Annotated in this window: 18 protein-coding genes; 7 read left to right on the forward strand and 11 right to left on the reverse strand. The window is 41.2% G+C overall.

Annotated elements, in window-relative coordinates:
• The first annotated feature begins 195 nt into the window (after positions 1-195).
• Positions 196-8,595, forward strand: a complete 8,400-nt coding sequence (locus EDC51_RS09470; RefSeq protein ID WP_131928804.1) for an ESPR-type extended signal peptide-containing protein — start codon at positions 196-198, stop codon at positions 8,593-8,595.
• A 234-nt stretch (positions 8,596-8,829) separates the two neighbouring features.
• Entirely contained in the window at positions 8,830-9,060 is a 231-nt protein-coding gene (locus EDC51_RS09475) for a hypothetical protein (RefSeq protein WP_131928805.1), read from the forward strand.
• Between the two features lie 148 nt (positions 9,061-9,208).
• Here the strand turns inward: EDC51_RS09475 and EDC51_RS09480 are convergent, their stop codons facing one another.
• From EDC51_RS09480 to purL, 5 genes are all read right to left on the reverse strand, one after another.
• Positions 9,209-9,493 (reverse strand): hypothetical protein, encoded by a 285-nt coding sequence (locus EDC51_RS09480; RefSeq protein ID WP_015431741.1) that lies wholly within the window; start codon positions 9,491-9,493, stop codon positions 9,209-9,211.
• A 78-nt stretch (positions 9,494-9,571) separates the two neighbouring features.
• Positions 9,572-10,120, reverse strand: a complete 549-nt coding sequence (locus EDC51_RS09485; protein WP_131928806.1) for a transposase — start codon at positions 10,118-10,120, stop codon at positions 9,572-9,574.
• A gap of 230 nt (positions 10,121-10,350) precedes the next feature.
• Positions 10,351-11,250 carry a DUF4435 domain-containing protein gene (locus EDC51_RS09490; protein WP_131928807.1) on the reverse strand — a complete coding sequence of 300 codons (900 nt, stop codon included), beginning with the start codon at positions 11,248-11,250 and terminating at the stop codon, positions 10,351-10,353.
• A gap of 2 nt (positions 11,251-11,252) precedes the next feature.
• Positions 11,253-12,572 (reverse strand): AAA family ATPase, encoded by a 1,320-nt coding sequence (locus EDC51_RS09495; RefSeq protein ID WP_131928808.1) that lies wholly within the window; start codon positions 12,570-12,572, stop codon positions 11,253-11,255.
• 188 nt (positions 12,573-12,760) lie between these two features.
• Positions 12,761-16,723 (reverse strand): phosphoribosylformylglycinamidine synthase, encoded by a 3,963-nt coding sequence (purL, locus tag EDC51_RS09500; RefSeq protein WP_131928809.1) that lies wholly within the window; start codon positions 16,721-16,723, stop codon positions 12,761-12,763.
• Between the two features lie 170 nt (positions 16,724-16,893).
• Between purL and EDC51_RS09505 the strand changes: the two genes are divergently transcribed.
• The 4 genes from EDC51_RS09505 to EDC51_RS09520 all read left to right on the forward strand — a co-directional run bounded on the left by EDC51_RS09505 (position 16,894) and on the right by EDC51_RS09520 (position 21,786).
• Positions 16,894-18,741, forward strand: a complete 1,848-nt coding sequence (locus tag EDC51_RS09505; protein WP_131928832.1) for an SLC13 family permease — start codon at positions 16,894-16,896, stop codon at positions 18,739-18,741.
• A 118-nt stretch (positions 18,742-18,859) separates the two neighbouring features.
• Positions 18,860-20,251, forward strand: a complete 1,392-nt coding sequence (locus EDC51_RS09510) for a cytochrome-c peroxidase (protein WP_015431735.1) — start codon at positions 18,860-18,862, stop codon at positions 20,249-20,251.
• A 93-nt stretch (positions 20,252-20,344) separates the two neighbouring features.
• Entirely contained in the window at positions 20,345-21,031 is a 687-nt protein-coding gene (locus EDC51_RS09515; RefSeq protein WP_131928810.1) for a M15 family metallopeptidase, read from the forward strand.
• A complete protein-coding gene (locus EDC51_RS09520) occupies positions 21,031-21,786 on the forward strand; it encodes a class I SAM-dependent methyltransferase (RefSeq protein ID WP_015431733.1) in 756 nt (251 codons plus the stop codon). The genes EDC51_RS09515 and EDC51_RS09520 overlap by 1 nt, the downstream gene beginning before the upstream one ends.
• On the opposite strand, the gene yidD is transcribed toward EDC51_RS09520, so the two are convergent.
• The 4 genes from yidD to EDC51_RS09540 all read right to left on the reverse strand — a co-directional run bounded on the left by yidD (position 21,783) and on the right by EDC51_RS09540 (position 23,093).
• The gene (gene yidD / locus EDC51_RS09525; protein ID WP_025267403.1) at positions 21,783-22,076 is read right to left on the reverse strand and encodes a membrane protein insertion efficiency factor YidD; all 294 of its coding nucleotides are present in this window, start codon (positions 22,074-22,076) and stop codon (positions 21,783-21,785) included. The genes EDC51_RS09520 and yidD overlap by 4 nt on opposite strands.
• On the reverse strand, positions 22,028-22,399 hold the full coding sequence (gene rnpA, locus EDC51_RS09530) for a ribonuclease P protein component (RefSeq protein WP_081601330.1): 372 nt from the start codon (positions 22,397-22,399) through the stop codon (positions 22,028-22,030). The genes yidD and rnpA overlap by 49 nt, the downstream gene beginning before the upstream one ends.
• A 31-nt stretch (positions 22,400-22,430) precedes the next feature.
• Positions 22,431-22,565, reverse strand: coding sequence for a 50S ribosomal protein L34 (rpmH, locus tag EDC51_RS09535; protein WP_005599701.1), 135 nt, complete (start codon positions 22,563-22,565; stop codon positions 22,431-22,433).
• Between the two features lie 99 nt (positions 22,566-22,664).
• Positions 22,665-23,093: an EamA family transporter gene (locus tag EDC51_RS09540; protein ID WP_015431731.1), complete on the reverse strand. Its 429-nt coding sequence runs from the start codon at positions 23,091-23,093 to the stop codon at positions 22,665-22,667.
• Between the two features lie 125 nt (positions 23,094-23,218).
• On the opposite strand from EDC51_RS09540, the gene nhaA reads away from it, so the two are divergent.
• Positions 23,219-24,445 (forward strand): Na+/H+ antiporter NhaA, encoded by a 1,227-nt coding sequence (gene nhaA / locus EDC51_RS09545; protein ID WP_015431730.1) that lies wholly within the window; start codon positions 23,219-23,221, stop codon positions 24,443-24,445.
• 123 nt (positions 24,446-24,568) lie between these two features.
• Here nhaA and acpP read toward each other — a convergent pair whose 3' ends face one another.
• A complete protein-coding gene (gene acpP / locus EDC51_RS09550; RefSeq protein WP_015431729.1) occupies positions 24,569-24,799 on the reverse strand; it encodes an acyl carrier protein in 231 nt (76 codons plus the stop codon).
• Between the two features lie 280 nt (positions 24,800-25,079).
• Entirely contained in the window at positions 25,080-26,150 is a 1,071-nt protein-coding gene (locus EDC51_RS09555; RefSeq protein ID WP_025288870.1) for an MFS transporter, read from the reverse strand.
• Positions 26,151-26,164 lie beyond the last annotated feature (14 nt).

The following is a 26,164-nucleotide window of genomic DNA, read 5'->3' on the forward strand; positions in this document are numbered from 1 at the left end:
TTTATATGTTAAAAATAGGCTATTAAATTAACTTATTTGTAAAGAATGTAAGCAATGTAAATAAGAGAAAAGTAAATCTATGATTTATATTGATTAGATTAAAATATTTATTGTGGGGAAATGGTGTGTATTTCCTATTTATTGGTAACGCTCTTTTTTGTTACCGGGTCTTTTACAAACCGTAAGGGTTAAATTATGAATAAAGTTTTTAAAGTCGTTTGGAATACGGCAACTCAAACGTGGGTGGCAGTTTCTGAATTGCAAAAAGCCAAAGGCAAATCCAAAACTAGATCTGTTAATTTATCGACTGTTGCAGTAAGTGCGGCGGTTGCGGGGGCTGTTTTAGGCTCAGGCAATGCATTAGCAGCTGTCTCAATTGGTAGTAATGTACCAGATGCCGAATCAACAAATGCCGTTATTGGTAATGGTGCATTATCAGCGATTGCTATTGGCTCCGCATCTAGCTCAACTGGGCGTTCAACCATCGCTATTGGTCAATTCGCTAATGCGACCCATATTGATAATTTAATTGACCCAGAAGCAACACAATATCGCACCAACAGTATTGGTGAAGAAAGCTTGAATGGAACTGGTGCAGACATGGCTCTAGTACCATCTATTGCGATTGGTATGGATGCTTGTGCAACTTCTGCAAACTCTATTGCATTAGGGACACAAACTAAAGCAACCGGTAACCGTGCTACTGCATTTGGTGCTGGTGCAAAAGCAACCGGTAACCGTTCAACCGTTGTTGGTTGGTCTTCTGTAGCCAACGGCACACGTTCATTTGCGCTAGGTTCAGGTGCAAAAGCCAATGCTGACTTCTCTGGTGCAATGGGGGATAAATCTGTTGCTAATGGTACTTCTTCTTTAGTATTTGGTCATAATGCAAGCTCAGGTGCATCTGCTACTGACAGTATCGCAATGGGTCACAACGCTACCGCAAACGGTACTGACGCAAAAAACACTATCGCTGTAGGTCATAATTCAACAGCAACACGCCGTGGACAGATTGTTATCGGCCATAATGCATCCTCCCCGGCAACATCCAATGCTCAAACAATTGTAATTGGTGAAAATGCAACTGCGATAGGTTCAGCATCTGGTGCCACAGGTGCTAGCCATATCGGCTATCAAAACCCATATCACCCAATGTACAATAGCAGTTTGCCAAATAATCTTTCTTCTCGTTATGGTACAACTGTCTCTAATGCTGGCAATACGATCTTGACTTATAGTGACTCTACAACACCCGTAGTTGGTACTTCAATTGTAGTTGGTCCAAATGCAAGTGCTGGCTCAGGTAATATCGCAATTGGTCATAATGCTTACGCACAATCAGGCACCGCTGAAGATGGCAGAACCTATGGTTTAGGCGTAGCACTTGGTCAAAACGCTTATGCCTCCACCGGTGGGGTAAGTGTTGGTGGCTCGACAGTTGCACAAGGAGCAAACTCTGTTGCCTTAGCACGTCAAGCTGTAGCAAGTGGTGATTCTTCTATTGCGATTGCCTCTTCTTCTGCAGCAGTGGGGGAACAAGCGATTGCAATTGGTCAATCTGCAACAGCAGTGGGTAACCATTCTATTGCATTAGGTGGCTCACAATCTTTCGGGCCTTATGATGGCGCTACTAATACCCGTACCTATGCTAACGCATCTATTGCCATTGGTAATAGTTCACAAGTTTCAGCAACTGGGGTGAACTCTGTTATCATTGGTTCAAATACACACGCTGATTCTGCCAATAACGTAGTATTGGGTTCATATGCAAATGAGACCTCTGTAACCAATACAGGCGCGGCTGGTTCACAAAATGGTAACAAAATTGATAACGCAACGGTAAATGGATATACCTACGCAGGGTTTGCTGGCGAAGATAAATTAGTCGGTGTAGTTTCTGTAGGTAATGGTGAGCAAACTCGCCAAATCATTAACGTTGCACCGGGTAACGTATCTAGTACTTCTACAGATGCAATCAACGGCTCACAATTATACCTAATTACAACCAATATGGGCTTTAATGTGCACAACAATGCTGATAGCTCTGTTGCGCGTATTAAGAGCGATCACCATGTTCAATTTAAAGATGGTAACGGTACCACTGTAGATGTCACTTCAAAAAATGACGGTGCAAACGTTAGTATTGCTTATAACGTAAATGTAGATGGCTCAACTATCAAAATTAATAACGATGGTAAATTAGAAGCAGTTATTCCTGAAGCTTCTACAATCGAAACCACAACTATTACTACCGATCCAACTACCGGCGCAGTTACTACTCCAACTACCGATGGTGATAAGCTCGTTAATGCCACCACAGTTGCTAATGCAATTAAAAATGCAGGCTTTACCTTAAAACACTCTGTTGTTGATGGTGGTGAAAATTTAGGTGGTAATTCTGAGTTAATCAATGCAGGTGATACGGTTGAAATGATCGCAGGTAAAAACTTATCTGTGAAACAAGGTGCGAACGGTACAATCACTTACGCAACCAAAGAGAATGTGAGCTTTAGCAACGCACAAGTAAACAGCACATTCAGCATTGGGAACAATACCACTGATAACCCAACAGTAAACTTTAATACGACTGCCGGTAGCCCAACCAATGTGACCAACAATGGTGGCGAGAGCACAAGCCCTACTGCCTTAAACTTAACGGATAGCGAAGGCAAACCAGTACAAATCAAGGGTGTAGAATCTTCATTAACGGTAAACCAATTACCAACTAATGATGGTAACGGTACGGCAGGCTCAACAAACTTACTAAACCTCACCAATGCAGATCCAAATTCTGCGGTAACTGTAGGTGATTTACAAAACTATGGTTGGGTGGTTTCAACACCGGATAATGCATTTAAGCAAGCCGTTAAAAATGCAAATCAGGTGAACTTTGTTGGTTCTGAAGGTGTAAATGTTGAAGGCTCTGTTTCTGAAGAAGGCGTATATAACGTTACATTTGGTGTTAAAGCCGGTGAATTTACTACCAATCCAAACGGCACTGTTTCAGCACAAACAAATAACGGCACTGTAGCAACAGTGGGCGATGTGGCAAACGCAATTAACAACAGCGGTTGGAACACCACATTAAGCAATGGCGATCAGGCTCAAATCAACCCAGGTGATACCTTAAACTATGTTGATGGTAACGGTACGACTGCAACTGTAAAACAAGATCCAAACAATCCTAATGTGTTTAACGTCAGCTTTGATGTTAATAATGCCAACCCAACTACCGTAAATAACAATGGTAGCCTTGCAACACCTGCTGGCAATGAGGGTGCGAACTTTGTCAATGCAACCACGTTAGTTGATGCAATCAACAAAGCCGGCTTTACGTTGAAACACTCAGCGGTAGATGGTGGCGAAGATTTAGAAGGTGATGCAGAACTGATCAACCCTGGTGATGTGATTGAAATGATCGCAGGTAAAAACTTATCTGTGAAACAAGGTGCGAACGGCACAATCACTTACGCAACCAAAGAGAATGTGAGCTTTGACAATGTGCAAGTAAACAGCACATTAACCGTAGGTAACAATACTGCGGATAACCCAAGTGTTACCTTCAATACTGAAGCAGGTAACCCTACCAATGTCACTAATAATGGTGGTGATACAACAAATCCTACTGCCTTAAACTTAACGGATAGCGAAGGCAAACCGGTACAAATCAAGGGGGTAGAATCTTCATTAACTTTACAACAAGTGCCAACAGCGGATAAAGATGGTTCGAATGCAAGCAATGTAAACTTAATTGATCTTGCTAATGCAACTGATCCAAATTCTGCAGTCACAGTAGGTGATTTACAAAACTACGGTTGGGTAGTTTCAACACCGGATAATGCATTTAAGCAAGCCGTTAAAAATGCAAATCAAGTGAACTTTGTTGGTTCTGAAGGTGTAAATGTTGAAGGCTCTGTTTCTGAAGAAGGCGTATATAACGTTACATTTGGAGTTAAAGCTGGTGAGTTTACTTCTAATCCAAACGGCACTGTTTCAGCGCAAACAAATAACGGCACTGTAGCAACCGTGGGTGATGTGGCAAACGCAATTAACAACAGCGGCTGGAACACCACATTAAGCGATGGCTCTTCAGCACAAATCAACCCAGGTGACACCTTAAACTATGTTGATGGTAACGGTACAACTGCGGTAGTAAAACAAGATCCAAGCAATCCAAACGTGTTTAACGTTAGCTTTGATGTTAATAATGCCAACCCAACAACTGTAGATAACTCAGGTAAACTCAACACGCCTGATGCAGAAGAAGGTAAAAACTTTGTCAATGCAACCACGTTAGTTGATGCAATCAACAAAGCCGGCTTTACGTTGAAACACTCTGCAACATCAGAGGGTAAAGATGAAGGCGGTGCGGAAGAGTTAATCAACCCAGGTGATGTGATTGAAATGATCGCAGGTAAAAACTTATCTGTGAAACAAGGTGCGAATGGCACAATCACTTACGCAACCAAAGATGATGTGGTATTTGAGAATACCGTTGTAAACAGCACATTAACCGTGGGCAACAATGCAAATGGTAATCCAAGTGTAAACTTTAATACCGAAGAAGGAACAGCAACGAATGTAACTAGCAACGGTACAGAAAACTTAACACCAGCAGCATTGAATTTAACCGATGTTAATGGTGAACCTGTGCAGTTGAAAGGTATTGAGTCTTCATTAACCTTACAACAAATCCCAACAGCAGATAAAGATGGCAGCAACCCAAGCAACGTCAATTTAATCAACCTGACGAATGCTAACCCGAATGCGGCTGTCACTGTTGCAGATTTACAAAACTATGGCTGGGTAGTAGCAACACCAGATAACCAATTCCAACAAGCGGTACGCAATGCAAACCACGTTAATTTCGTGGCAGGCACAGGCGTAAGCGTTGAAGGTGCGGTAAGCAGCGATGGCGTATATAACGTCACCATTGCGACTAACGTATCTGATATTACCGGCAGCGTTACACCAAACAACAACGGTACTGTCACCGCGAATAACAGCACAGGCAATGTAGCAACTGTGGGTGATGTGGCAAACGCAATTAACAATAGCGGCTGGAACACCACATTAAGCGATGGCTCTTCAGCGCAAATCAACCCAGGTGATACCTTAAACTATGTTGATGGTAACGGTACGACTGCGGTGGTAAAACAAGATCCAAGCAATCCAAACGTATTTAACGTCAGCTTTGATGTTAATAACGCGAACCTAACTACTGCAGATGATTCAGGCAAACTGAAAACGCCAGATGCAGAAGAAGGTAAAAACTTTGTCAATGCAACCACATTAGTGGATGCCGTAAACAAAGCAGCTTGGAATGTTGCCTCTAAAGCGGTAGATGGAACAAATGGTGAAAATGAATACTCTGTGGATGCTAACTCAAGCATTCATGCAGGGGATACTGTAAATATTGATGCAGGTAAAAATATCAAAATTACCGGTCAAGGCAATACGATTGAAATTCATACTACAGATGACGTGGTATTTAACACAGCCCAAGTAAACAGCACTTTAACTGTGGGTAATAATACTGCAAGCAACCCAACGGTGAACTTCAATACCGAAGCTGGCTCAGATACTAACGTGAGCAATAGCGGCGGTGATGTATTTAAACCAACTGCATTGAATTTATCAGATGCAACAGGTAAACCAGTACAAATTAATGGTGTAGAGTCTTCATTGACCTTACAACAAATTCCAACTGCTGATAAAGATGGTACAAACCCAAGCTCAGCGAATCTGATTAACCTTACTGGTGCAAATCCAAATGCAGTAGCAACAGTGGGTGATTTACAAAACTTTGGTTGGGTCGTATCAACCCCTGATAACCAGTTTACCCAAGCTGTACGTAATGCAAATCGTGTTAACTTTGTCGCAGGTAACGGCGTAGTGGTTGAAGGTGCAGTTGCAAGTGAAGGTGTTTACAATGTGACCATTGCGGCACAAGTGGCGAATGTCACAGACAGCAATACCACTTCTATTACTAACGACAATGGCACTATCAGTGTAGATGTGAAAACCGGTGATATCGTTGCTAATAACAATGGTTCAGTTGCAGGGCCTCGTACTGCAGCACAAGAAGCATTAACTGCAGCACAAGAAGCATTAAACAACTTACCGGATACCGCAACGGAAGAAGAAAAAACCGCAGCGCAGGCAGCCGTTGAGGCAGCACAAGCAAATGTGGACAATGCAGGTAATGTGGTTGCAACAGCACAGAATGTGGCTGAAATGATTAATGCATCAGGCTTTACTCTGAAACACTCTGCAACATCAGAGGGTAAAGATGAAGGCGGCGAGGAAGAGTTAATCAACCCAGGTGATGTAATTGAAATGATTGCAGGTAAAAACTTATCTGTAAAACAAGATGCGAACGGCACAATCACTTACGCAACCCAAGATGATGTGGTATTTAACTCAACTCAAGTAAATAGCACTTTAACTGTGGGCAATAATACTGCAGCAAATCCAAGTGTGAACTTCAACACTGAAGCAGGCACAGAAACCAATGTGAGCAATGGTGGGGCTGAAACCTTAACACCTACTGCATTGAATTTAACCGATGCTAACGGTAAACCAGTGCAAATTAAAGGGGTAGAATCTACCTTAACATTAACACCGGTTACAACGACAGATGCAAATGGTACAAACCCAGCAACCGCGAATCTTATCGATCTCGCGAATGCAACTGAGCCAAATTCAGCGGTAACAGTTGCCGACTTACAAAACTACGGTTGGTTAGTTTCTACACCTGATAACAACTTCACTCAGGCTGTAAGAAATGCAAACCAAGTGAATTTTGTCGGCACAGAAGGTGCTTCAGTAGAAGGTTCAGTGAGTGCAGATGGCGTATATAACGTGACTGTAGGTGTGAAATATGACAACAGCACCATTAAATTAAATGATAACGGTGAGCTGGTTGCCGTATTACCAGAAACCTTGGTCAATGGTACTCGCGTTGGCGGCGATGTTAACTTTGTTGATAGCCCAACCACCACAATGCAAGTAGATGGCAGCAACATTTCTGTTAACGTTAATACTGGTGATGTGACAGCAAATCAAAATGGCTCTGTATCTGGCCCGGTTGCTGCAGCACAAAGCGCATTAACTGCTGCACAAGAAGCGTTAAATAGCTTACCAGATACTGCAACAGAAGCAGAAAAAGCGGCTGCACAAGCTGCTGTGGATGCGGCTCAAGCAAATGTGGATAACGCAGGTAACTTAATTGCAACAGCACAAAATGTCGCAGATGCAATTAACGCATCAGGTTGGAAAGTGACCTCTGGCAAAACTGGTTCTGGTAAGGCTAATGGCACGACCGAAGAACTTATCAACCCTGCTGAAACCGTAAAATTTATTGCAGGTGACAATATGGTATTGACTCAAGATGGTAATAACTTTACCTATTCTGTCAGCCATAACCCTGTCTTTAATGGTACAGTAACTGCGAAAGAAGGTATCACTATTGGTGAAGGTGACAATGCAGTAAATATGACACCAACCACAACAGTTACAACAAACGGCACTACGCCTGCAACGCCTGCTATTGATATGAACGGCGCGCAATTAACCAATTTAAGCCACAATTTACCAACTGAAGGCGTCACCGCAGGCGATATCTCGCCAGTTGTGAATCAAAATAACGCAGCGACAGTACAGGATGTACTCAATGCAGGTTGGAATTTACAAGAAAATGGCAATGCGAAAGACTTTGTTCGCCCTTACGACACAGTAAACTTCGCAAATGGTTCAGGCACTACCGTGAAAATTGATTCAGACGGTAAAGTAAGCACCGTGAAAGTGAATGTGAACACTGAAAACAGTGACACTATCAACTTAGCTGTTAATCCTGCCACTGGCAATATTGCTGCAACCGCGGTTACAGCACCACTAGATATGAACAGTAACGGTACTGTTGTTGTTCCAGCAAACCAAAACGCACTAGTGAGTGCGGCGGATGTTGCGAAAGCTATCAATGGCTCAGGCTTTGACCTAGATATCGATGCAGCACCAAACACTAACGGTAAAGTTGTAGCGAACGATGAAAAAGCGGCTCGCGTAAACCCTGGTGCGAAAGTTGCAATCAATGCAGGTCGTAACATTGAAATCAGCCGTTCAGGCAATGAGATCACCGTTGCAACCACTGAAAATCCAGTGTTTGATAGCGTAACAGCGAACAGCGTGAAATTAGGAGATACAGGTCCACAAATTAGTGCTGCCGGCGACACAGTTAAAGTAGCTAAAGCAGATGGTTCCGCGGCACGTATCACTAACGTAGCACCTGGCGTTGATCCAACCGATGCTGTAAATGTATCGCAATTGAATCAAGTAAAAGGTGATTTACGTAAACAAGATAAACGCCGTAAAGCAGGGCATGCTTCATCTGCTGCATCTGCAAGCTTGATGCAAGCATATCGTGAAGGACAATCTGTAGTTACTGCTGGTGTTGGTCAATACCAAGGTCAGAGCGGTCTTGCAGTAGGCTATTCTCGTATTTCTGATAACGGCAAAGTTGGTGTGAAATTACACCTCGGAGCAAATACTCAGAAAGAACTGAGCGCTGGTGCTTCTGTGGGTTACTTCTGGTAATACCTCCCTTTAAGTAGAAATCCTGAATTCTCTACTTAAGATAAATAAAAGGTTGCTAAGTATCTTTATACCTAGCAACCTTTTTTCATTTACAGCGCATAAAAAATATCAGGTTCAAATAGATTTATCTTGGCAAACTCTCATTGAGTAAAGATCAGATAAGTAAAAAGGCCTAATTGCAGAATAGCCATTAACCGAGTAAACTTCTCTCAACAAGGCATAATAAGGAATTTTATGAAAAACAACGTTTCCCCAATGCAAATCGCTGGTATTTTTTGTGGTATCACTCTTGCCATAATTGCTTACTTCATCTTCTCCACACCAAGTAACGAATTTGTAGAACAATTGGCATATATCGGTGCATTTTTTGGTGGTGGTGCAACGTACGGCATCTTAATCCTTGCAGCACTCCCTCCACTCGTTGGCTTCTCCTGTGCACTAGTTTGGAAGTGGTTCACAAAATAGGTATTTTTCAATAACATAAGCGACCTATACTCAGGTAGCACAAGTACACGCTTATATCAAATTGGAAAACACGCCTAAGAAAACTAACGCCTGCGATGGGCATGTTGATGAGCTTTATAATAACACCTTAAATGAAAAGCCTTACAAGCTAATCATAAGTTTTGCAAACAATATCTTTTTCTTCACAAAACATTGAATGGTGATTTTCTTGGCATTTTTTCTGTACACTGAGTTTCGCAATCCCTCTATTTGTATGCTCACTACGATATTCCCTAGTGAATGGTTTTAGGGTACAAACATGAACAGAACCAACATGGCTCTGCGCTGAGGTATCCACAAAAATAGGAATAGGTACACCAACTTGCCCTGTAGTACCAACAGGCACAATACAACCTGTTAATAATAAACAAAAACCAAATAATAAAGCACGCATATTGTCTCCTTTATAAAAATAAAATCACTACAAGGAGGACAATTTTTAGGGATAGAAGTTTAATTAGAGGCAATAAAACTACATAGCCATATCAATCTCTAGAATTGAAAAGAGCCTGTTATAATTTCTCGCACTACTATATTTCCACTCCCAAGACTCACAAACAAAACCACTGGCTACGGGATTTTGGTGAATATAATGTAACTTTTCATCAAAGAATTTCTGAGAATAGATTTCGATAGGTTGATTATGATGTTGCCAAAATTGATAAGTTTCTATATTTTCTCGCTTTTGCCCAGACCGTTTAAATATCCTCAATAGCCATTCTCTCCGGTTTTCTTGTTGGTTTTCACGAATTAGTTTTAACAACAAATTCGCAGTAAATTTCTTAAAATCCCTCAATAATTCGGTTGGATTATTCTCCTTTGCTTGAAATAATAAATGAATATGGCTAGGCATAATGCAGTAACCATAAATCAACATACCCTTATTTTTTCGGCAAAAATCTAAAGATTCAATAACCGCTTGGAAATAAATTTCTCGAATAAAAACATCAACCCAATAAACTGTTGCAAAACTCACAAAATAGGCACCATTTGGATTATTCATTTTATATTTTCTGCTCATTGCCTTCTCCCAACAAAAAACATCAGCAAAATGTAAATCAAATTACCAAATAAACAAGCCAGGGATTCGCACTTTTCGATGAAGATCACAAAAATACTTTCACAAACCATACAGATAGCGCTCGTCTCTGACGAGTGCTGTAATTTAATATAGAAAATAGATTTGGAAGAATAGGCACTCGTCAGAGACGAGCGCCATCGGGGAGCTTGCGCCATTGAGGAATAAAGCTATTAGGAGGATGGTAATATAGATATAATGTTCTTTCCTACATTAGTTTTCAAGAAGCTATTTGCATCTATACACATTCTCAGCATAGCCTCGACATCATCAGCAGTTTCCCAGTGTTTTTTAAGCAAATGTCCTTTGGTATTTTCTATTAAAAATTCTTTTAATATCCTACATAAATCATGTCCTTGGCTCAGCTCACCATATTTACAGCTTTCATATAGAAGTTGAGCCTCATTAAAAAGTTCATCAATATCCAATTTTCTTGGTGATGAATTTTCTAATCTAGTTTTTAATTCATTCTCATTAAATATCATTTCCCAATCCCAACCTTCTGTCTTAGAAAATGAAGCGAACTCAAATAAGTCTACACCATCAAGTATACTTTTATCATTCTTTAACTTTTCATCAGCAGCCCTATAAGCTCCTAGTTTTCTAGAAAATAATTCAAGTTTGTTTTTTATTTCCTCAGAATCAAAATCATATTTTTCTCCTAAGTTTAATATCAATTTATTAATTGCATTAAACTCATTATTAAAAACAATAAAACTCTCAATATCGTTAAAGTATAGTTTATCCTCTATTTTGCAAAAAAAAGAGTATATTAATTTATTATCATTGATAATGTTATTTAGGATAAAGTCAAAATCAACATCAACAAGAAAATATACACCTTGCATATTTTTATGGGTTCTATTTAGATATTCAAGTGATTCAATAACTCTTGGCTTGCCATTACAAATAGGAAATTTGACCTTTTTATCAAAAAAAATAGATTTTAACAGGGTTTTATCCTTTTCTCCTTCTACAAGGATAGATATATACCCTTTAGATTTAAATAACATTATTGCACTATTGACAATATTAGATGGTGAAAATGCAATTTGTTTAATAGTTCTTGACATAATTATAAAGAAACCAATTCTGCTAATTCTATAACATCATCCCACTGACCATTAATTAATAGAGGTGAGTGAGTTGCAATGATTATTGAGAAGTTATTAAGTGATTTTATATTATTAATTAGTTCTATAAATGCTTCTTGCCATTCAGGGTGAAATGATATTTCTGGCTCATCAATTAAAACTAAACTATTTTTACCTGTTTCAAGAATCAATCTACCAAGAAGAAGAATTAAATGTTGTTCACCAGAGGATAAATCTGATAGACTAATATTTCTCTCTGATTTATTTAGAGTAGAAATAACCTCTAAACCATTTTCAAGAGAAAATTTCACATTCTTAAATGATAACATATTATCTAGGGTGGATTTTAATAACTCAAGCTTTCTGGCTATAGAGTCTAGTCTAGATAATTTACTAACAATATCACTAAGATATATTGATAGAACTTTCAGCCCCGCATGATCATGAATATTGTTTAATAACTCTTGTATATTATTAAGATTAGATTCCTTATGTTCTTTTAGGATTCCAAGAGATATAAACCTTTCTTCAAGATTATTAATCTTATTGATTTGTTCTTTTATAGATGTAGATATATTATCACTATCTTGGTTAAGTTTATCAAGAAGTCTTTTAGCAAAGGAAGCTTCTCTATACCTACCTTCTTGAAATTGTTTTTTTATAGACTTTTGTATTTCTAATTTTATTTCTTTTTGTATGTCAAAAACTGTTAATTTAATATTTGATCCATCAGATGAAAAAGGATTGTTTTTTTCACTCAGCTTTACTAACCTATTTGTTTTTATTGTATTAACATTTAATTTGCTTGTAATATCAAATAGCCAGTTTAACTTTTTTGAAATCTCGGATATTGAAATATAATTTTTATATTTTTGCAAAATTTCAGTAAATGAAATATTAGAATCATCGTCAAATGTCCCCCATAAATTTTCACCTTTTTTATATATTGGTAAGTGATTTTCTAAATTCGCAATAAAATCAAAAAATGTAGAATCCAATGAAAGATGATTTCCCATATGAGAAATGTGAGTGTCCTTAATAGTATTTTGACCAGCATGTTTTATAAATAAAATTGGTTCGCTTAGGTGAGATATATGAAACTTAATCTCAGAGAACTTTAAGTGAATGAAATATATTAGGTCATTTTTACTAAACTTATCTATTATAGTTAGGATTGTTGATTTTCCATAGCCATTAGGGGCCGTTATGATTTTTGTATAATTTCCATTTGTTGAAAAATTGAGATCATAATTAAAATGTCCGAAAAGTCCTTTTATTTCAACTCTATTAATTTGGCTCATGATAATTTTCCTCTATAAAATCTATTTTAGATTAAATTTTGTAACTAAATATGACTTCGTTTAAGTAGGAGCCATACAACCTAGTCTAAACTCCTCTTTTAAACTCAATCTTTAATACAATATAAAACCTTGGGTAAAATTTTTATAAGTATACAGTAGACACCCGCCAAAGGCGGGTGCTTCATTCATTATTTCAACGCAACATGTGCACTACGGAACAACCTCATCCAAGCCCCATCTTCTGTCCAGGCTTCCGGACACCAAGAGTTGCTGACCGCACGGAACACTCGTTCAGGGTGTGGCATCATAATGGCTACTCGTCCGTCCGTATTGGTAAGGGCGGTGATTCCTAATGCCGAGCCGTTGGGGTTGGCTGGGTATTGTTCGGTTGGATTCAGATTGTAGTCCACATATTGAGCGGCAATCAAATGCTGTTTTTGCAGATTGTGAAGCTGATCACTATTTTTAAACTCCACTCTTCCCTCACCATGCGAAACCGCAATCGGCATATGGCTACCTGCCATACCTGCGAACCACACAGAGTTTGTTTCGTTAATTTTCACCATTGCTACCCGTGCCTCAAAGCGTTCGGATTTATTCCGTACAAAGCGAGGCCAGTTTTCCGTGCCTGGAATGATTTCCGCTAAATTCGACACCATTTGGCAGCCGTTGCACACACCAAGGGTTAGCGTGTTCGGGTTGGCAAAGAATTGGCTGAATTGGTCACGCAACATTGGGTTGAACAGAATCGATTTCGCCCAGCCGCCGCCTGCCCCTAACACATCGCCGTAAGAGAAGCCACCGCACGCCACCATTGCGTTGAAGTCGTTGAGGTTGCGTCTGCCTGAAATCAAGTCGGACATATGCACGTCAATGGCGTTGAAGCCGGCACGGTCAAAGGCTGCCGCCATTTCGTAGTGGCTGTTTACACCTTGCTCACGCAAAATCGCCACACTCGGTTTTACGCCTTTGTTAATGTATGGGGCGGTGATGTCTTCGTTCACATCGTAAGTTAAAAATGCGGATAAGCCCTTGTTATTCGGATCTTTTTTCGATGCAAATTCTTGGTCGGCACATTCAGGGTTGTCTCGCAAACGTTGCATTTGATGGGTGAGTTCCGCCCAAATGCCACGCAGTTCTGAGCGTTTTTCATCAAGCAGGGTTGCAATTTCACAACGGATAGTAAATTGATCGTTATTTGTTACTTTACCGATATTGTGAGTGATTTCTGCAAGATTTTCCGCTTTTAGCACCGCTTGTACAGCGTCTAAATCTTCTTCTTTTACTTGAATTACTGCACCTAACTCTTCATTAAACAAGATATTGAAATGGTTACGATCTCTTTCAAGCATAAAGGCTGGATCGCCTAAAACATATTCCATTTCGGCGTGCTGTGAATCAGTTAATAATGGACAAATATCTGCTTCCACACCGCAATTCCCTGCAAATGCCATTTCCGCCAGCGTGGTGATTAAACCACCGTCCGAGCGGTCGTGGTAGGCAAGCAGTTTGCCTTGTGCGACAAGAGTTTGCATTGCGTTAAAGAAACCTTTTAAGCGTTCTACATTCACTACATCCGCTGGTTTGTCGCCAAGCTGTTTATACACCTGAGCCAACGCGGTTGCTCCTAAGCGGTTGCTGCCTTCGCCCAAATCGATCAGTAACAAGCGAGTGTCGCCTTTGTCGGTGCGAAGTTGTGGAGTGACGGTTTTACGCACATCTTCCACACGGGCAAATGCCGAAATCACGAGCGAAAGCGGCGCAGTCACGGATTTTTGTTCGCCGTTTTCCTCCCAAGTGGTTTTCATCGACATCGAGTCTTTGCCTACCGGAATGGTAATGCCGAGTGCAGGGCAAAGCTCCTCGCCCACCGCTTTTACTGCCTCGTAAAGCCCTGCGTCTTCGCCCTCGTGACCGGCTGCCGACATCCAGTTGGCGGAAAGTTTAATGCGTTTAATGTCGCCAATGTTGGTTGCTGCAATGTTGGTAATGCTTTCCGCTACCGCTAAGCGAGCCGAGGCGGCGAAATCCAGCAACGCCACCGGCGCTCGTTCGCCCATTGCCATTGCTTCTCCAAAGTAGCTGTCCAGACTTGCAGTCGTTACCGCACAATCCGCCACCGGAATTTGCCACGGGCCGACCATCTGATCTTGTGCCACCATTCCTGTGACCGAGCGGTCGCCAATGGTAATTAAGAAGGTTTTTTCCGCTACCACCGGCAAGCGTAGCACACGGTGGAATGCCTCTTTGAGGTCGATATTGTCGGTTGCAAGCGGTGGATTTTTCACATTTTTTGACGAAACATCACGCTGCATTTTTGGGGTTTTGCCGAGCAATACGTTCATCGGCAAATCAATCGGTTTGTTGCCAAAATGCGGATCGGCAAGCTCTAAATGTTTCTCTTCGGTTGCCTCGCCAATTACCGCAAACGGTGCACGCTCACGCTCGCAAAGTGCGGTGAAAATTTCGAGCTTTTCAGGGGCGACCGCCAGCACATAACGCTCTTGCGATTCGTTACACCAAATTTCAAGCGGCGACATTCCCTTTTCATCGCACAGGATTTTGCGCAGGTCAAACTTACCACCTCGTTCGCCATCGTGCACCAATTCAGGCATTGCGTTAGACAAACCGCCAGCCCCCACATCGTGAATAAATAAAATCGGGTTCTCCTCACCCATTTGCCAGCAACGGTCGATCACCTCTTGGCAACGGCGTTCCATTTCAGGGTTTTCCCGCTGAACCGAGGCAAAATCCAAATCTTCTTTCGATTTGCCCGATGCCATTGACGATGCCGCCCCACCGCCTAAGCCGATGTTCATTGCCGGGCCACCCAGCACGATGAGTTTCGCCCCCACCGGGATTTCACCTTTCTGAACGTGTTCGGCACGAATGTTGCCGATACCGCCGGCAAGCATAATCGGCTTGTGGTAGCCTCGCACCTCTTCGCCGGCAAAACTGTTCACTTTTTCTTCATAGGTACGAAAATACCCCAACAATGCAGGGCGGCCAAATTCGTTGTTAAAGGCAGCTCCGCCTAGCGGACCTTCGATCATAATGTCTAACGCCGAAGCAATGCGGTTCGGCTTGGAAAGCGGATTTTCCCACGGCTGTTCAAAGTTCGGGATCACCAAATTTGACACCGAAAAACCCGTTAAACCGGCTTTCGGTTTCGCCCCACGCCCTGTCGCCCCCTCGTCTCGAATTTCACCGCCAGAACCGGTCGCCGCCCCCGGGAATGGCGAGATCGCGGTCGGGTGGTTGTGGGTTTCCACTTTCATTAAAATATGGGCATCTTCTTGATGATAGCGATAGATCCCGTCTTGGTCTGGGAAGAAACGCCCAACCGTTGAACCCTCCATCACCGCCGCATTGTCTTTATAGGCGGAAAGCACATAGTCCGGAGTTTTCTCAAAGGTGTTTTTAATCATCTTAAACAGGGATTTTTCCTGTTTTACGCCGTCAATCGTCCAATCCGCATTAAAAATTTTGTGGCGACAATGCTCCGAGTTGGCTTGAGCGAACATATACAGCTCAATATCGTTCGGGTTACGCCCAAGTGCGGTGAAATTTTCCACCAAATAATCAATTTCATCGTCCGCCAACGCCAAACCTAAATTCACGTTCGCATCGATTAACGCCTGACGACCATCGCCTAAAATATCTACGCTGGTGAACGGCTTCGGTTCTTGTTGGGCGAAGAGTTGCTCGGCTTGGTCGGTGTTATCTAATACCGTTTCCATCATACGGTCGTGCAACAAGCCTTTCAAAGTCGCAAGCTGGCTTTCGCTCGGCGTTTCAGAAAATTCCAGATAATACGCCGTGCCACGCTCAATTCGCTCTACTGCTGCCAAACCGCAGTTATGAGCGATGTCGGTTGCCTTAGACGACCACGAGGAAATCGTGCCGATGCGAGGGGTCACAATCAGGCAAAACCCTGTCGGCTCACGCTGTTCTAAGCTTTCACCATAATGTAATAACTCCGCTAATTTCTGTGTTTCATCGGCTGCAAGCGGTTGATTTAGGGCGATAAAATGCAAAAACTCCGCATACACAGAGCGTACAGGGAGTTGATGTTGTTGGCATTTTTGCAAAAGTTGTTGAATGCGAAAGGTGGATAAGGCAGGTGAGCCACGAAAGGTTTGCATAGTCATTGACAAGAAGTTTCCTGTTTAAGATGAAAAACTGACAAGATTATAAATGATTACGCAAACGTTTGCATAATAAATTTTTCCAGCATTTTGCAAATTTTTGTCAAATTTGCACCGCTTGTAATAAAAATTAGTATAATCCGATCCATTCATTTCTCATGTCAAAATTTGCTATGCAAACCGTGCTTTCTCTTGTTCAGAACCAACTTTTTTGGGTTGTTGTATTACTTGTCTTTGCCATCTGGCAATTTATGCGCAATAAACTACGAATGGATATTGTCGCACTAATTGTCATCACTTTTTTTAGTCTTAGTGGCATTTTAAGCGTACAAGAAGTCTTTGCTGGATTAAGTGATCCAAATGTGGTGCTCATTGCTCTGCTCTTTATTGTTGGGGAGGGGCTGGTTAGAACAGGAATCGCGTATCAGGTAAGCGAATGGCTTATGAAAGTAGCAGGTGAAAGCGAAATTCGAGTGCTGGTGCTATTAATGCTAAGCATTGCGGGATTGGGATCTTTTATGAGCTCTACGGGGATCGTGGCAATTTTTATTCCTGTGGTACTTGCCATTTGTTCTGGCATGAATATTTCCCCCCGCAGAATGATGATGCCGCTCAGTATTGCGGGCTTAATTAGCGGCATGATGACCCTTATCGCTACTCCTCCAAATCTGGTGGCACATTCAGAATTAGTGAAAGCAGGCTTTGCTGGTTTTAATTTCTTTAGCTTCACTCCGATTGGTATTGCAGTACTCTTTCTTGGTATCGGCTACATGCTAATTGCTCGCCATTGGCTAGATAATGGTGAACATATTGCGCAAAATGAACAACGTTCATCTTCCTTTCATCAGCTGATTGAACAATATCAATTAGAAGGTAAAGCAAAAATGGTCGTGATAACGCCAGATTCTTCTTTGGTGGGCAAGACGATCAATGAATTGAATTTGCGTAATGAGTTTGGTCTGAATGTGATTGCTATTCAGCGGGTGAAGCATTTTCGTCGTGTTTCATTAAGTGCCTACGCTAATGCTACGCTACGAGAAAAAGATATTTTGCTGTTAGATATCAGTGTCGAAAGCGAGCTTTTTACACAATATTGCGAAACCCTTGGCTTAAAAGAAACGGCACTCAAAGGCGACTACTTCTCTGCTCAAGCTAAATCTATCGGTATGGTGGAAATTTCCATGCTGCCTGAATCAGAAATTATCGGTAAAACTATCAGTGAATTAAAATTTCGCTCCAATTTTGGCGTGAGTGTTGTTGGGCTTAAACGCAATAATAGCATTCTCCACGATGATATTATCAATACACCGCTAGAATTTGGTGATGTATTGCTCGTCATGGGAGTATGGACACAATTATTGAAATTCGATGGCAGACGCGATTTTTATTTGCTCAATGCCCCAGAAGAGAGCAAAAATATCGCTCCAGCGTTAAGCCAAGCCCCCCATGCACTCTTTTCGGTGCTAACAATGGTGATATTAATGATTAGTGGAATTGTACCAAATGTGATTGCGGCCCTGATTGCTTGCTTGATGCTCGGTAAATTCCGCTGTATCGATATGAAAAGCGCTTATCAATCTATTCACTTGCCAAGCATCGTATTGATTGTTGGTATGATGCCGTTTTCTATCGCACTGCAAAAAACAGGTGGGGTCGATTTAATCGTGCAGATGTTGCTCGAAATGATGCAAGGCTTAGATGTACACTTCGTGCTAATGCTACTCTTTGCATTTACTGCGATTATCAGTGCCTTCATTTCTAATACAGCCACAGCCATTTTAGTGATGCCAATAGCGATTGCGATAGCCCAGCAACTAAATTACTCACCATTGCCGTTTGTAATGATCGTAGCTATTTCGGCATCTGCAGCATTTATGACCCCAGTTTCATCACCAGTCAATACGATGGTGCTCGCCCCAGGTGGTTATAAATTCTTTGATTTTGTGAAGGTAGGTGTGCCATTTACCTTATTGGTGATGTTGTTAGCCGTATTTGCAGTACCAATGCTATTCCCGCTTTAATAGAAGAAATCTATTGATTTAATCTATTTTACAAATTAAATCTATTGTTTTAAATCAATAAAACAACCATTTTTTATAGGGATAATGTTTCTGCGTTTCTTAATCAGTGGGAGTTCCTATGAAAAAATTGCTTATTTCAGCCCTTGCATTGGGGGCTGCCGGATTCTTCGGCACAGTGGGTTACATTTATCAATTCGACAAACAGCAGGCCGAGCAATGGCTAAACAACACGGAAGTTGCTGAACAGCATAAAAATGCACTTGGTGTCATGTTTAAAAACGGTTGCCAATATTGCCACACCCCATCAGCAGAAATGCCGTTTTATTTCAATTTACCTATCGCCAACAACATTATGCGACAGGATATTGCCGAAGGTAATCGCGTGTTCCGTTTAGATCGTCTTATTGAGGGAATGCAAGATCCGAGCAAACTCTCTGAAGCAGATCTCGCCAAACTTCAGCGTGTCATCGAAAATCGTGAAATGCCCGCCGCGAAATTTATTCATATTCACTGGGGATCTCGTCCTGACGCAGAGGAATCAAAAACCCTCTTAGATTGGGTTTATGCCCAACGTGAAGCGAAACTCTCAACATTCAGCAATATTGATAAAACTGCATTAGTACAGCCTATTCCTGACAGCATTCCAACCGATCCGAAAAAAGTGGCATTAGGTGATAAAATTTATCATGACGGCCGCTTATCCGCGGACGGCACTATCCAGTGCCACACCTGCCATCAATTAGATAAAGGCGGGGTTGATGGCTTACAGTTCTCAACAGGCATAGATGGCTTGAAAGGTGGCATCAACGCTCCAACCGTGTATAACGCCGCCTTTAATTTTGTGCAATTCTGGGATGGACGAGCAGCTGATCTTGCCGATCAAGCAAAAGGCCCGCCACTCAATCCGGTAGAAATGGGTGGCAAAAACTGGGAGCAACTTCTTTCCAATTTCCGTAAAGATCCTGCATTTATGCAAGAATTTTTGGCCGTTTTTCCAAAATTTGATGAATTTAGCTTAACTGATGCAATTGCAGAGTTTGAGAAAACCCTCATCACCCCAAATAGTGCCTTTGATAAATTCCTGAAAGGCGAGCAAAATGCGCTTACTGAAGTACAAAAACGTGGCTATGAGCATTTCAAAAATGCCAAATGTGATACCTGCCATACCGGCATCAATATGGGGGGACAATCTTACGAAGTCTTCGGTTTATATGCAGATTACTTCCGCGATCGTGCAACCCCAATCACCGATGATGACAGAGGCCGCTTCAATCAAACTCAAGATCCCGCAGATATGCACCGCTTCAAAGTGCCTACTTTACGTAACGTTGCATTAACTGCGCCTTATATGCACGATGGCACAGTAACTGATTTGCGCGAAGCCGTACGAATTATGGGCAAATACCAAAGCAATAAAAACTTTACAGAACAAGAGCTAGACGAAATCACCGCATTCTTAGAAAGTTTGACAGGTGAATATAAAGGCTCATTATTAACACGTGAAGAATAGCTTGGTAAATTTTCATTAAAAAAACACCGCTTGCAATCCCTTGCAAACGGTGTTTTTGCTTTATAATAATCCTTTTTACAAGCGGTCAAAACTATGCAAAATTCTGCAAATTTCTCAGCAATGCTGACAGGAAAAAATCGAGAACATCTTGTTTCGCTTCCTAACGCATTATCAGATAAGCACTTTCTGCAAAGTGATGTTGTTAGAGCTTTTTTAGAATTACAGCACGCTGCAAAAAATGCAGGCTTTAATCTACAACCAGCGAGCACCTATCGTGATTTTGAGCGACAGATGGGCATTTGGAATGCGAAATTCAAAGGCGAACGTAAAGTTCACGATGATCATGGCAGTGCCATTGATTTAAGCGCTTTAACCGATTGGCAAAAATGCCAAGCCATTTTGCGCTGGTCGGCCATTCCGGGGGCGAGTCGCCACCATTGGGGCACAGAAATAGATATTTTTGATCCTGATTTATTGCCAATAGGGCAATCTCTGCAACTAGAGCCTTGGGAATACCAAACTGGCGGCTATTTTCAGAAATTGACCAACTGGTTACTCGCCAATGCGGAAAGCTACGGTTTTTTCTCCCCATTTATGGAAAGAGAGGATAAAAAAATCGGTGTAGAGCCTTGGCATATTAGTTATTTCCCGATTGCGGAACACTACGAGCGGTCATTTTCTGCTGAAATTTTGCAAAATGCATGGCGCGATGCCGAGCTTGCAGGCAAAGACTGCTTAATTAAGCATATTGATGAGATTTTTGCGGACTATATTTTGTAATGAATATTCAACTAATTAACCAAAGTGATTTTGCTCAAGCATTTCAGGATATCTGCGATAAATGGCAACTTTCACATAATGCCAATTCGCCACTGGCTTTGGTGCAAACAAATGAACGTTTAGAATTACGCAAACTTGACGAGCCCAAACTCGGTGCGATTGCAGTCAATTTTGTCGATGGCACGATGGCACATCGGCGTAAATTTGGTGGTGGACGGGGTGAAGCGGTAGCAAAAGCGGTGGGGATCAAAGGCGACTATTTGCCAACGGTGATTGATGCTACAGCAGGACTTGGGCGAGATGCCTTTGTACTCGCTTGTATCGGCTGCAAAGTGACGCTGATTGAACGCAACCCTATTGTTTCAGCATTGCTCGAAGATGGGCTTAAACGCGCTTATCAAGACACCGAAATTGGGGCATTTATGCAAGAAAGAATGGTACTGGCTGGCGTTTCTGCCATTAATGAATTGAATATAGAACAGGATTTTGCTGATGTCGTTTATCTTGATCCAATGTATCCGCATAAACAGAAAAGCGCATTAGTCAAAAAAGAGATGCGGGTATTTCAACATTTGGTTGGCGCTGATTTAGATTCAGATGACTTTTGGTTGCCTGCAAAACAGTTAGCTCGTAAACGTGTGGTTGTCAAACGGCCAGACTATGCGCCATTTCTCGCTGCTCAGAAACCTGATTTTTCCCACACAACAAAAAACCACCGTTTTGATATTTATCTTTCCCACCGCAAAAATGATTAACGGTGTTTTTCACAATCACATTTCTTTGGCGGAACAGGATCTTCTCCGCCTTCATTCAATGGGTGACAGCGACTGATTCGTTTTAAGGTTAGCCATCCTCCTTTTAAGCCTCCATGAAGTTTAATCGCTTCTAAAGCATAGGTGGAACAAGTCGGATAAAAACGACAACGGCTGCCAATCAATGGGCTAATAAAATAACGGTAAAACTGTACAAGCCCGACTAAAAGATAAGCAATGGGACTTAGTCTTGGTGTTGTGCTTTTCTCGCTAGACGAATGTGGCGTTGCCATAATTTCTCCAACGTTTCAAAAAGTTCTTGATTACTCAGTTTACCAATTCCACCCTTCGCAACAAAGACAAAATCGTAGTGGGGTAATTCATGTTGCTTTAAACGAAAACTTTCTCGCACAATGCGTTTTATCCGATTTCGCTCATGTGCGCGTTTTAAATGTTTTTTCGCTACCGTTAAACCAAGGCGAGGTAACCCTGTATTATTAGCTTTAGCAAGAAGAGTGAGTTGGGGAGTGCTAGCGCGGAGCGGATCTGTAAAGACCGCTTGAAATTGAACGGGAGCTAACATACGTAGCTCCCGAGGAAAAGTTAGCTTAGTCACTGGATAGTGTTTCGGCTGGCTTTATCTACAATTATGCAGATAAAGATTTACGACCTTTTGCACGACGACGTGCTAAAACTTGACGACCGTTTTTAGTTGCCATACGAGCACGGAAACCGTGAGTACGAGCACGTTTTAATACAGATGGTTGAAATGTACGTTTCATTGCTACTACCTAATTATAAAATTTGGCTGATGCCAAAATAGAGAATCATAAAAAAGAGTGCGGATTTTAGCGGTAAATTAACCAAAGATCAAGGCGAATTTAGCGTTTTATTGCCAGTGTTAGCACCCCTAAGCTAATTAAACCGATTCCCAACCAATCTTGCCCACTTGGGCGCTCACCTAAAAAAATCACCGCAAATACACTTACTAAAACGATGCTAAATTTATCAAGTGGCGCAACTTGTGACACATTACCTATTTGTAGCGCTTTAAAATAGGCAAGCCATGAAATACCTGTTGCTAATCCTGATAACACTAAAAATAGCCAATTTTTACCACTCAAACTGCTCAATGGCTGCCACTTTGCGGCATACGTCAAAAATAGTGCTAAAGCACAAATAATGACAAGCGTTCGAATAAAGGTGGCAAAGTCAGAATCTATGCCATCTAAGCCAATTTTGGCAAATATTGCAGTGAGTGCAGCAAAAAATGCTGAGCCCAACGCCCAATAAGCCCATTCAGGTATCATACAGCCTCCTTTTCAGCGTAATTTGTTAGCGAATAGTAGCACTAAATTTCAGTTTTCCTTGATCTCTTTTTTAAATTTATGTTAAAAGGATACGGTTTTTTATACAAAACTGATAGGAGAAACTAATGATTAAACAGATAAAAAAGTTTCTTGCACTTGAATCTGCAAGCGGAATTTTGCTCTTAATTTTCGCTACGCTTGCAATTTTATGGGCAAACACACCATTTAAAGAATTATACTTCGATTTATTGGATATGCCGGTGCAAATCTTGATTGGTTCATTTAGCATTCATAAACCGCTATTAATGTGGATCAATGACGGCTTTATGGCAATATTCTTTACTTTAGTAGGTATGGAAGTCAAACGAGAATTGATGGTTGGTGCAATCTCTAGTTACCAAAGAGCAATTTTCCCTGCCATAGGAGCACTTGGCGGCATGATCGTGCCAGTTGCTGTTTTTATGTTACTCAATGCGAATACACCGGAGTTTCAAAGCGGCTGGGCAATTCCAATGGCAACCGATATTGCTTTTGCTCTAGGTGTATTAGCGTTACTGGGTAAACGTGTTCCCTTTGCCTTGAAAATATTTCTCCTTGCGCTCGCCATTATTGACGACCTAGGCGCGATTATCGTCATCGCATTATTCTTTTCACATGATCTCAGTCTCACCGCCTTAATTGTTTCTGCTGTTGGTATTCTGGCATTAGTATTACTAAATCGTTTAAATGTCACCAAAATCAGTATTTATGCGGTAACCGGCTTAGTTTTATGGGCTGCGGTATTAAAATCAGGGGTGCATGCCACCCTAGCGGGAGTTATCCTTGGTTTCTGTATTCCATTAAAAGGTAAAAATGGTGAAACACCATTAGAAACCTTCGAGCATATACTGTCACCATGGTGCTCTTTTATGATTCTTCCACTTTTCGCATTCGCTAATGCGGGGGTATCCATTGAAGGTATGGGGCTGAGCACATTGACATCACCACTAACACTTGGTGTTGCACTTGGTTTAATTGTCGGAAAAGCATTAGGCGTATTTAGTTTTAGCTACTTAGCTGTCAAATTTGGTATTGCACAGCTCTCGCCTGGCATTAACTTTAAGCAAATTTTTGCAATTTCTGTGCTCTGTGGTATCGGCTTTACCATGTCTATGTTCTTAGCAGGACTTTCATTCGGTGGTGCAGAATCCAATAGTGACTTTATTTCATTAGCTCGCTTAGGTATCTTACTTGGCTCTGGCGTTTCTGCAGTATTGGGTTATATCCTGTTAAAACGTTTCACCTCTGGGGTTGAACAAAAATATTACAATATTAAAAATGCCTTTAATGGCAACCCTTATTCAACTCATTAATGCCTTTAACAAGGGGGATCCCCCTTGTTAGGTCAGAATAATGAGATAACAAAAAACCACCTTCATCCGAAGGTGGTTTTTATTTTTGTAAACGCCGTAATAAACCGCATTTACCTTAAAATCTTATTGATTGTTTGAAACGTAATCAATCGCAGATTGTACAGTAGTGATTTTCTCTGCTTCTTCATCAGGAATTTCGATATCGAATTCTTCTTCTAAAGCCATCACTAATTCAACGGTGTCTAAAGAGTCTGCACCTAAATCTTCAATGAAAGAAGCTTCAGGTTTAACTTTATCGGCTTCTGCACCTAATTGATCAACGATGATTTTTTTTACGCGTTCTTCAATGCTCATTTTATGTTTCCTATAAGTGAAATCGCTTATTGCGAGAGTGAGTTAGTGTAAAGAAAATTCAGCTAAATTCAAGCTTAAAACAACAAGTCGAACCAGCTTTGCTTTTCCACACACCTGAACTAAATAAAAAGTAGTCGCTCTCAAGCGAGCGAAAAAGCGGGTTAATTCTAACATTTAGAATAAGGTTTATCCATAGTCTATTTTTGATCTGCCTAAAACAAGCTCCTATTTTGCAAAAAATAGCCGAAAAAGCACCGCTTACTTCCTAGTATATGCTTACTTAAACCAAGAATATATATGGCACAATATTCATCACTAGTGCGGTAGTCAATGACAGAATCAATTTCGACATACCAAATAACACGCCTTGGTGTTGCCCATGATCAACACGAACTAATAAATTTGCCAATGCGGTAGAGGTAAATAAACTAATTAGGGCAAACAAAATTAAATAACTAAACGCCGTTAAAATGGAAATTGTGCTTAACGTTAAAAACCACGGCACAATTAATAAAATAGTCAGCGCTGGAGCAAGAAATAGTAGCTTGCCTACCCCAAAATTAATTTTGCGTGAAAATCTTGCTTGTAGCAGCACGCCAATCAAATTATTAATAAAAAAGGCGATTGGGATCAACTCACTATGATCAAGCATGTTTGTGAATACATATGGAAAAATAATGTAGAACGAACTCCCTAAGCCCAATGGAATAAAAAGCAAAAAATGGGCAAAAATAAACCGCTTGCCAAGAACTGCTTTAATATCTTGCCATTTTAGTGTTGAATTGGCGTAGCGCAAATCGCTTTTTGGGACAGTTCGCAGCATAAATAGCAGCATTGCAAGCTCAATCCCACAACTTGTCCAAATTAGCCAATCAGCATGGTTAAAATGAATAAAGGGCAATGCTAATAATGGTGCAGCCATTGATGCCAAGCTTGAGATTTTTAAAAACTTACCTTGTGCCATCGTTTTAGATGCATAGTTATCACCCTCTGCATGAGAAATCATGTAAGCGCGTGCATTCGTACTAAATAGCGTACTACCAAAACCAAAACAAAATGTAGCCAGCATCATTGAAGCATATTGTTCACTCCCAACCAAAAATACATAGCCCAACGCATCTAACAGACAGCCTAAAGTCATGATCAACGTACGTCCAAATCTGTCACCTAAATAACCCGCTGGTAGCGCCATTGCTTGGCTAGTAAAAACTAAGAGCGAAAATGCGGCTGCAATTTGAGCCGACTCAAAACCTTTATAATGCTGCAGATACACGAAAAACACACTCTGCATTGCAGTGTAGGCAAGCCCAGAAAAAAATCGCCGCCATAAAATCATATTTTGCATATTCATTTGCATTTATCTCC

Origin of the sequence: Bibersteinia trehalosi (genome assembly GCF_004346205.1) — a bacterium.
GTDB classification, from domain to species: Bacteria; Pseudomonadota; Gammaproteobacteria; order Enterobacterales; family Pasteurellaceae; genus Bibersteinia; species Bibersteinia trehalosi.

Bases quoted from the DNA above. Each gene is read 5' to 3' on its own strand.
- yidD (WP_025267403.1), bottom strand. From the start codon at position 22,076: ATGGCAACGCCACATTCGTCTAGCGAGAAAAGCACAACACCAAGACTA.
- EDC51_RS09515 (WP_131928810.1), top strand. From the start codon at position 20,345: ATGCAAAATTCTGCAAATTTCTCAGCAATGCTGACAGGAAAAAATCGA.
- EDC51_RS09540 (WP_015431731.1), bottom strand. From the start codon at position 23,093: ATGATACCTGAATGGGCTTATTGGGCGTTGGGCTCAGCATTTTTTGCT.
- purL (WP_131928809.1), bottom strand. From the start codon at position 16,723: ATGACTATGCAAACCTTTCGTGGCTCACCTGCCTTATCCACCTTTCGC.
- rpmH (WP_005599701.1), bottom strand. From the start codon at position 22,565: ATGAAACGTACATTTCAACCATCTGTATTAAAACGTGCTCGTACTCAC.
- EDC51_RS09520 (WP_015431733.1), top strand. From the start codon at position 21,031: ATGAATATTCAACTAATTAACCAAAGTGATTTTGCTCAAGCATTTCAG.
- EDC51_RS09505 (WP_131928832.1), top strand. From the start codon at position 16,894: ATGCAAACCGTGCTTTCTCTTGTTCAGAACCAACTTTTTTGGGTTGTT.
- EDC51_RS09470 (WP_131928804.1), top strand. From the start codon at position 196: ATGAATAAAGTTTTTAAAGTCGTTTGGAATACGGCAACTCAAACGTGG.
- nhaA (WP_015431730.1), top strand. From the start codon at position 23,219: ATGATTAAACAGATAAAAAAGTTTCTTGCACTTGAATCTGCAAGCGGA.
- EDC51_RS09485 (WP_131928806.1), bottom strand. From the start codon at position 10,120: ATGAGCAGAAAATATAAAATGAATAATCCAAATGGTGCCTATTTTGTG.
- EDC51_RS09510 (WP_015431735.1), top strand. From the start codon at position 18,860: ATGAAAAAATTGCTTATTTCAGCCCTTGCATTGGGGGCTGCCGGATTC.
- EDC51_RS09555 (WP_025288870.1), bottom strand. From the start codon at position 26,150: ATGAATATGCAAAATATGATTTTATGGCGGCGATTTTTTTCTGGGCTT.
- EDC51_RS09480 (WP_015431741.1), bottom strand. From the start codon at position 9,493: ATGCGTGCTTTATTATTTGGTTTTTGTTTATTATTAACAGGTTGTATT.
- acpP (WP_015431729.1), bottom strand. From the start codon at position 24,799: ATGAGCATTGAAGAACGCGTAAAAAAAATCATCGTTGATCAATTAGGT.
- EDC51_RS09475 (WP_131928805.1), top strand. From the start codon at position 8,830: ATGAAAAACAACGTTTCCCCAATGCAAATCGCTGGTATTTTTTGTGGT.
- EDC51_RS09490 (WP_131928807.1), bottom strand. From the start codon at position 11,250: ATGTCAAGAACTATTAAACAAATTGCATTTTCACCATCTAATATTGTC.
- EDC51_RS09495 (WP_131928808.1), bottom strand. From the start codon at position 12,572: ATGAGCCAAATTAATAGAGTTGAAATAAAAGGACTTTTCGGACATTTT.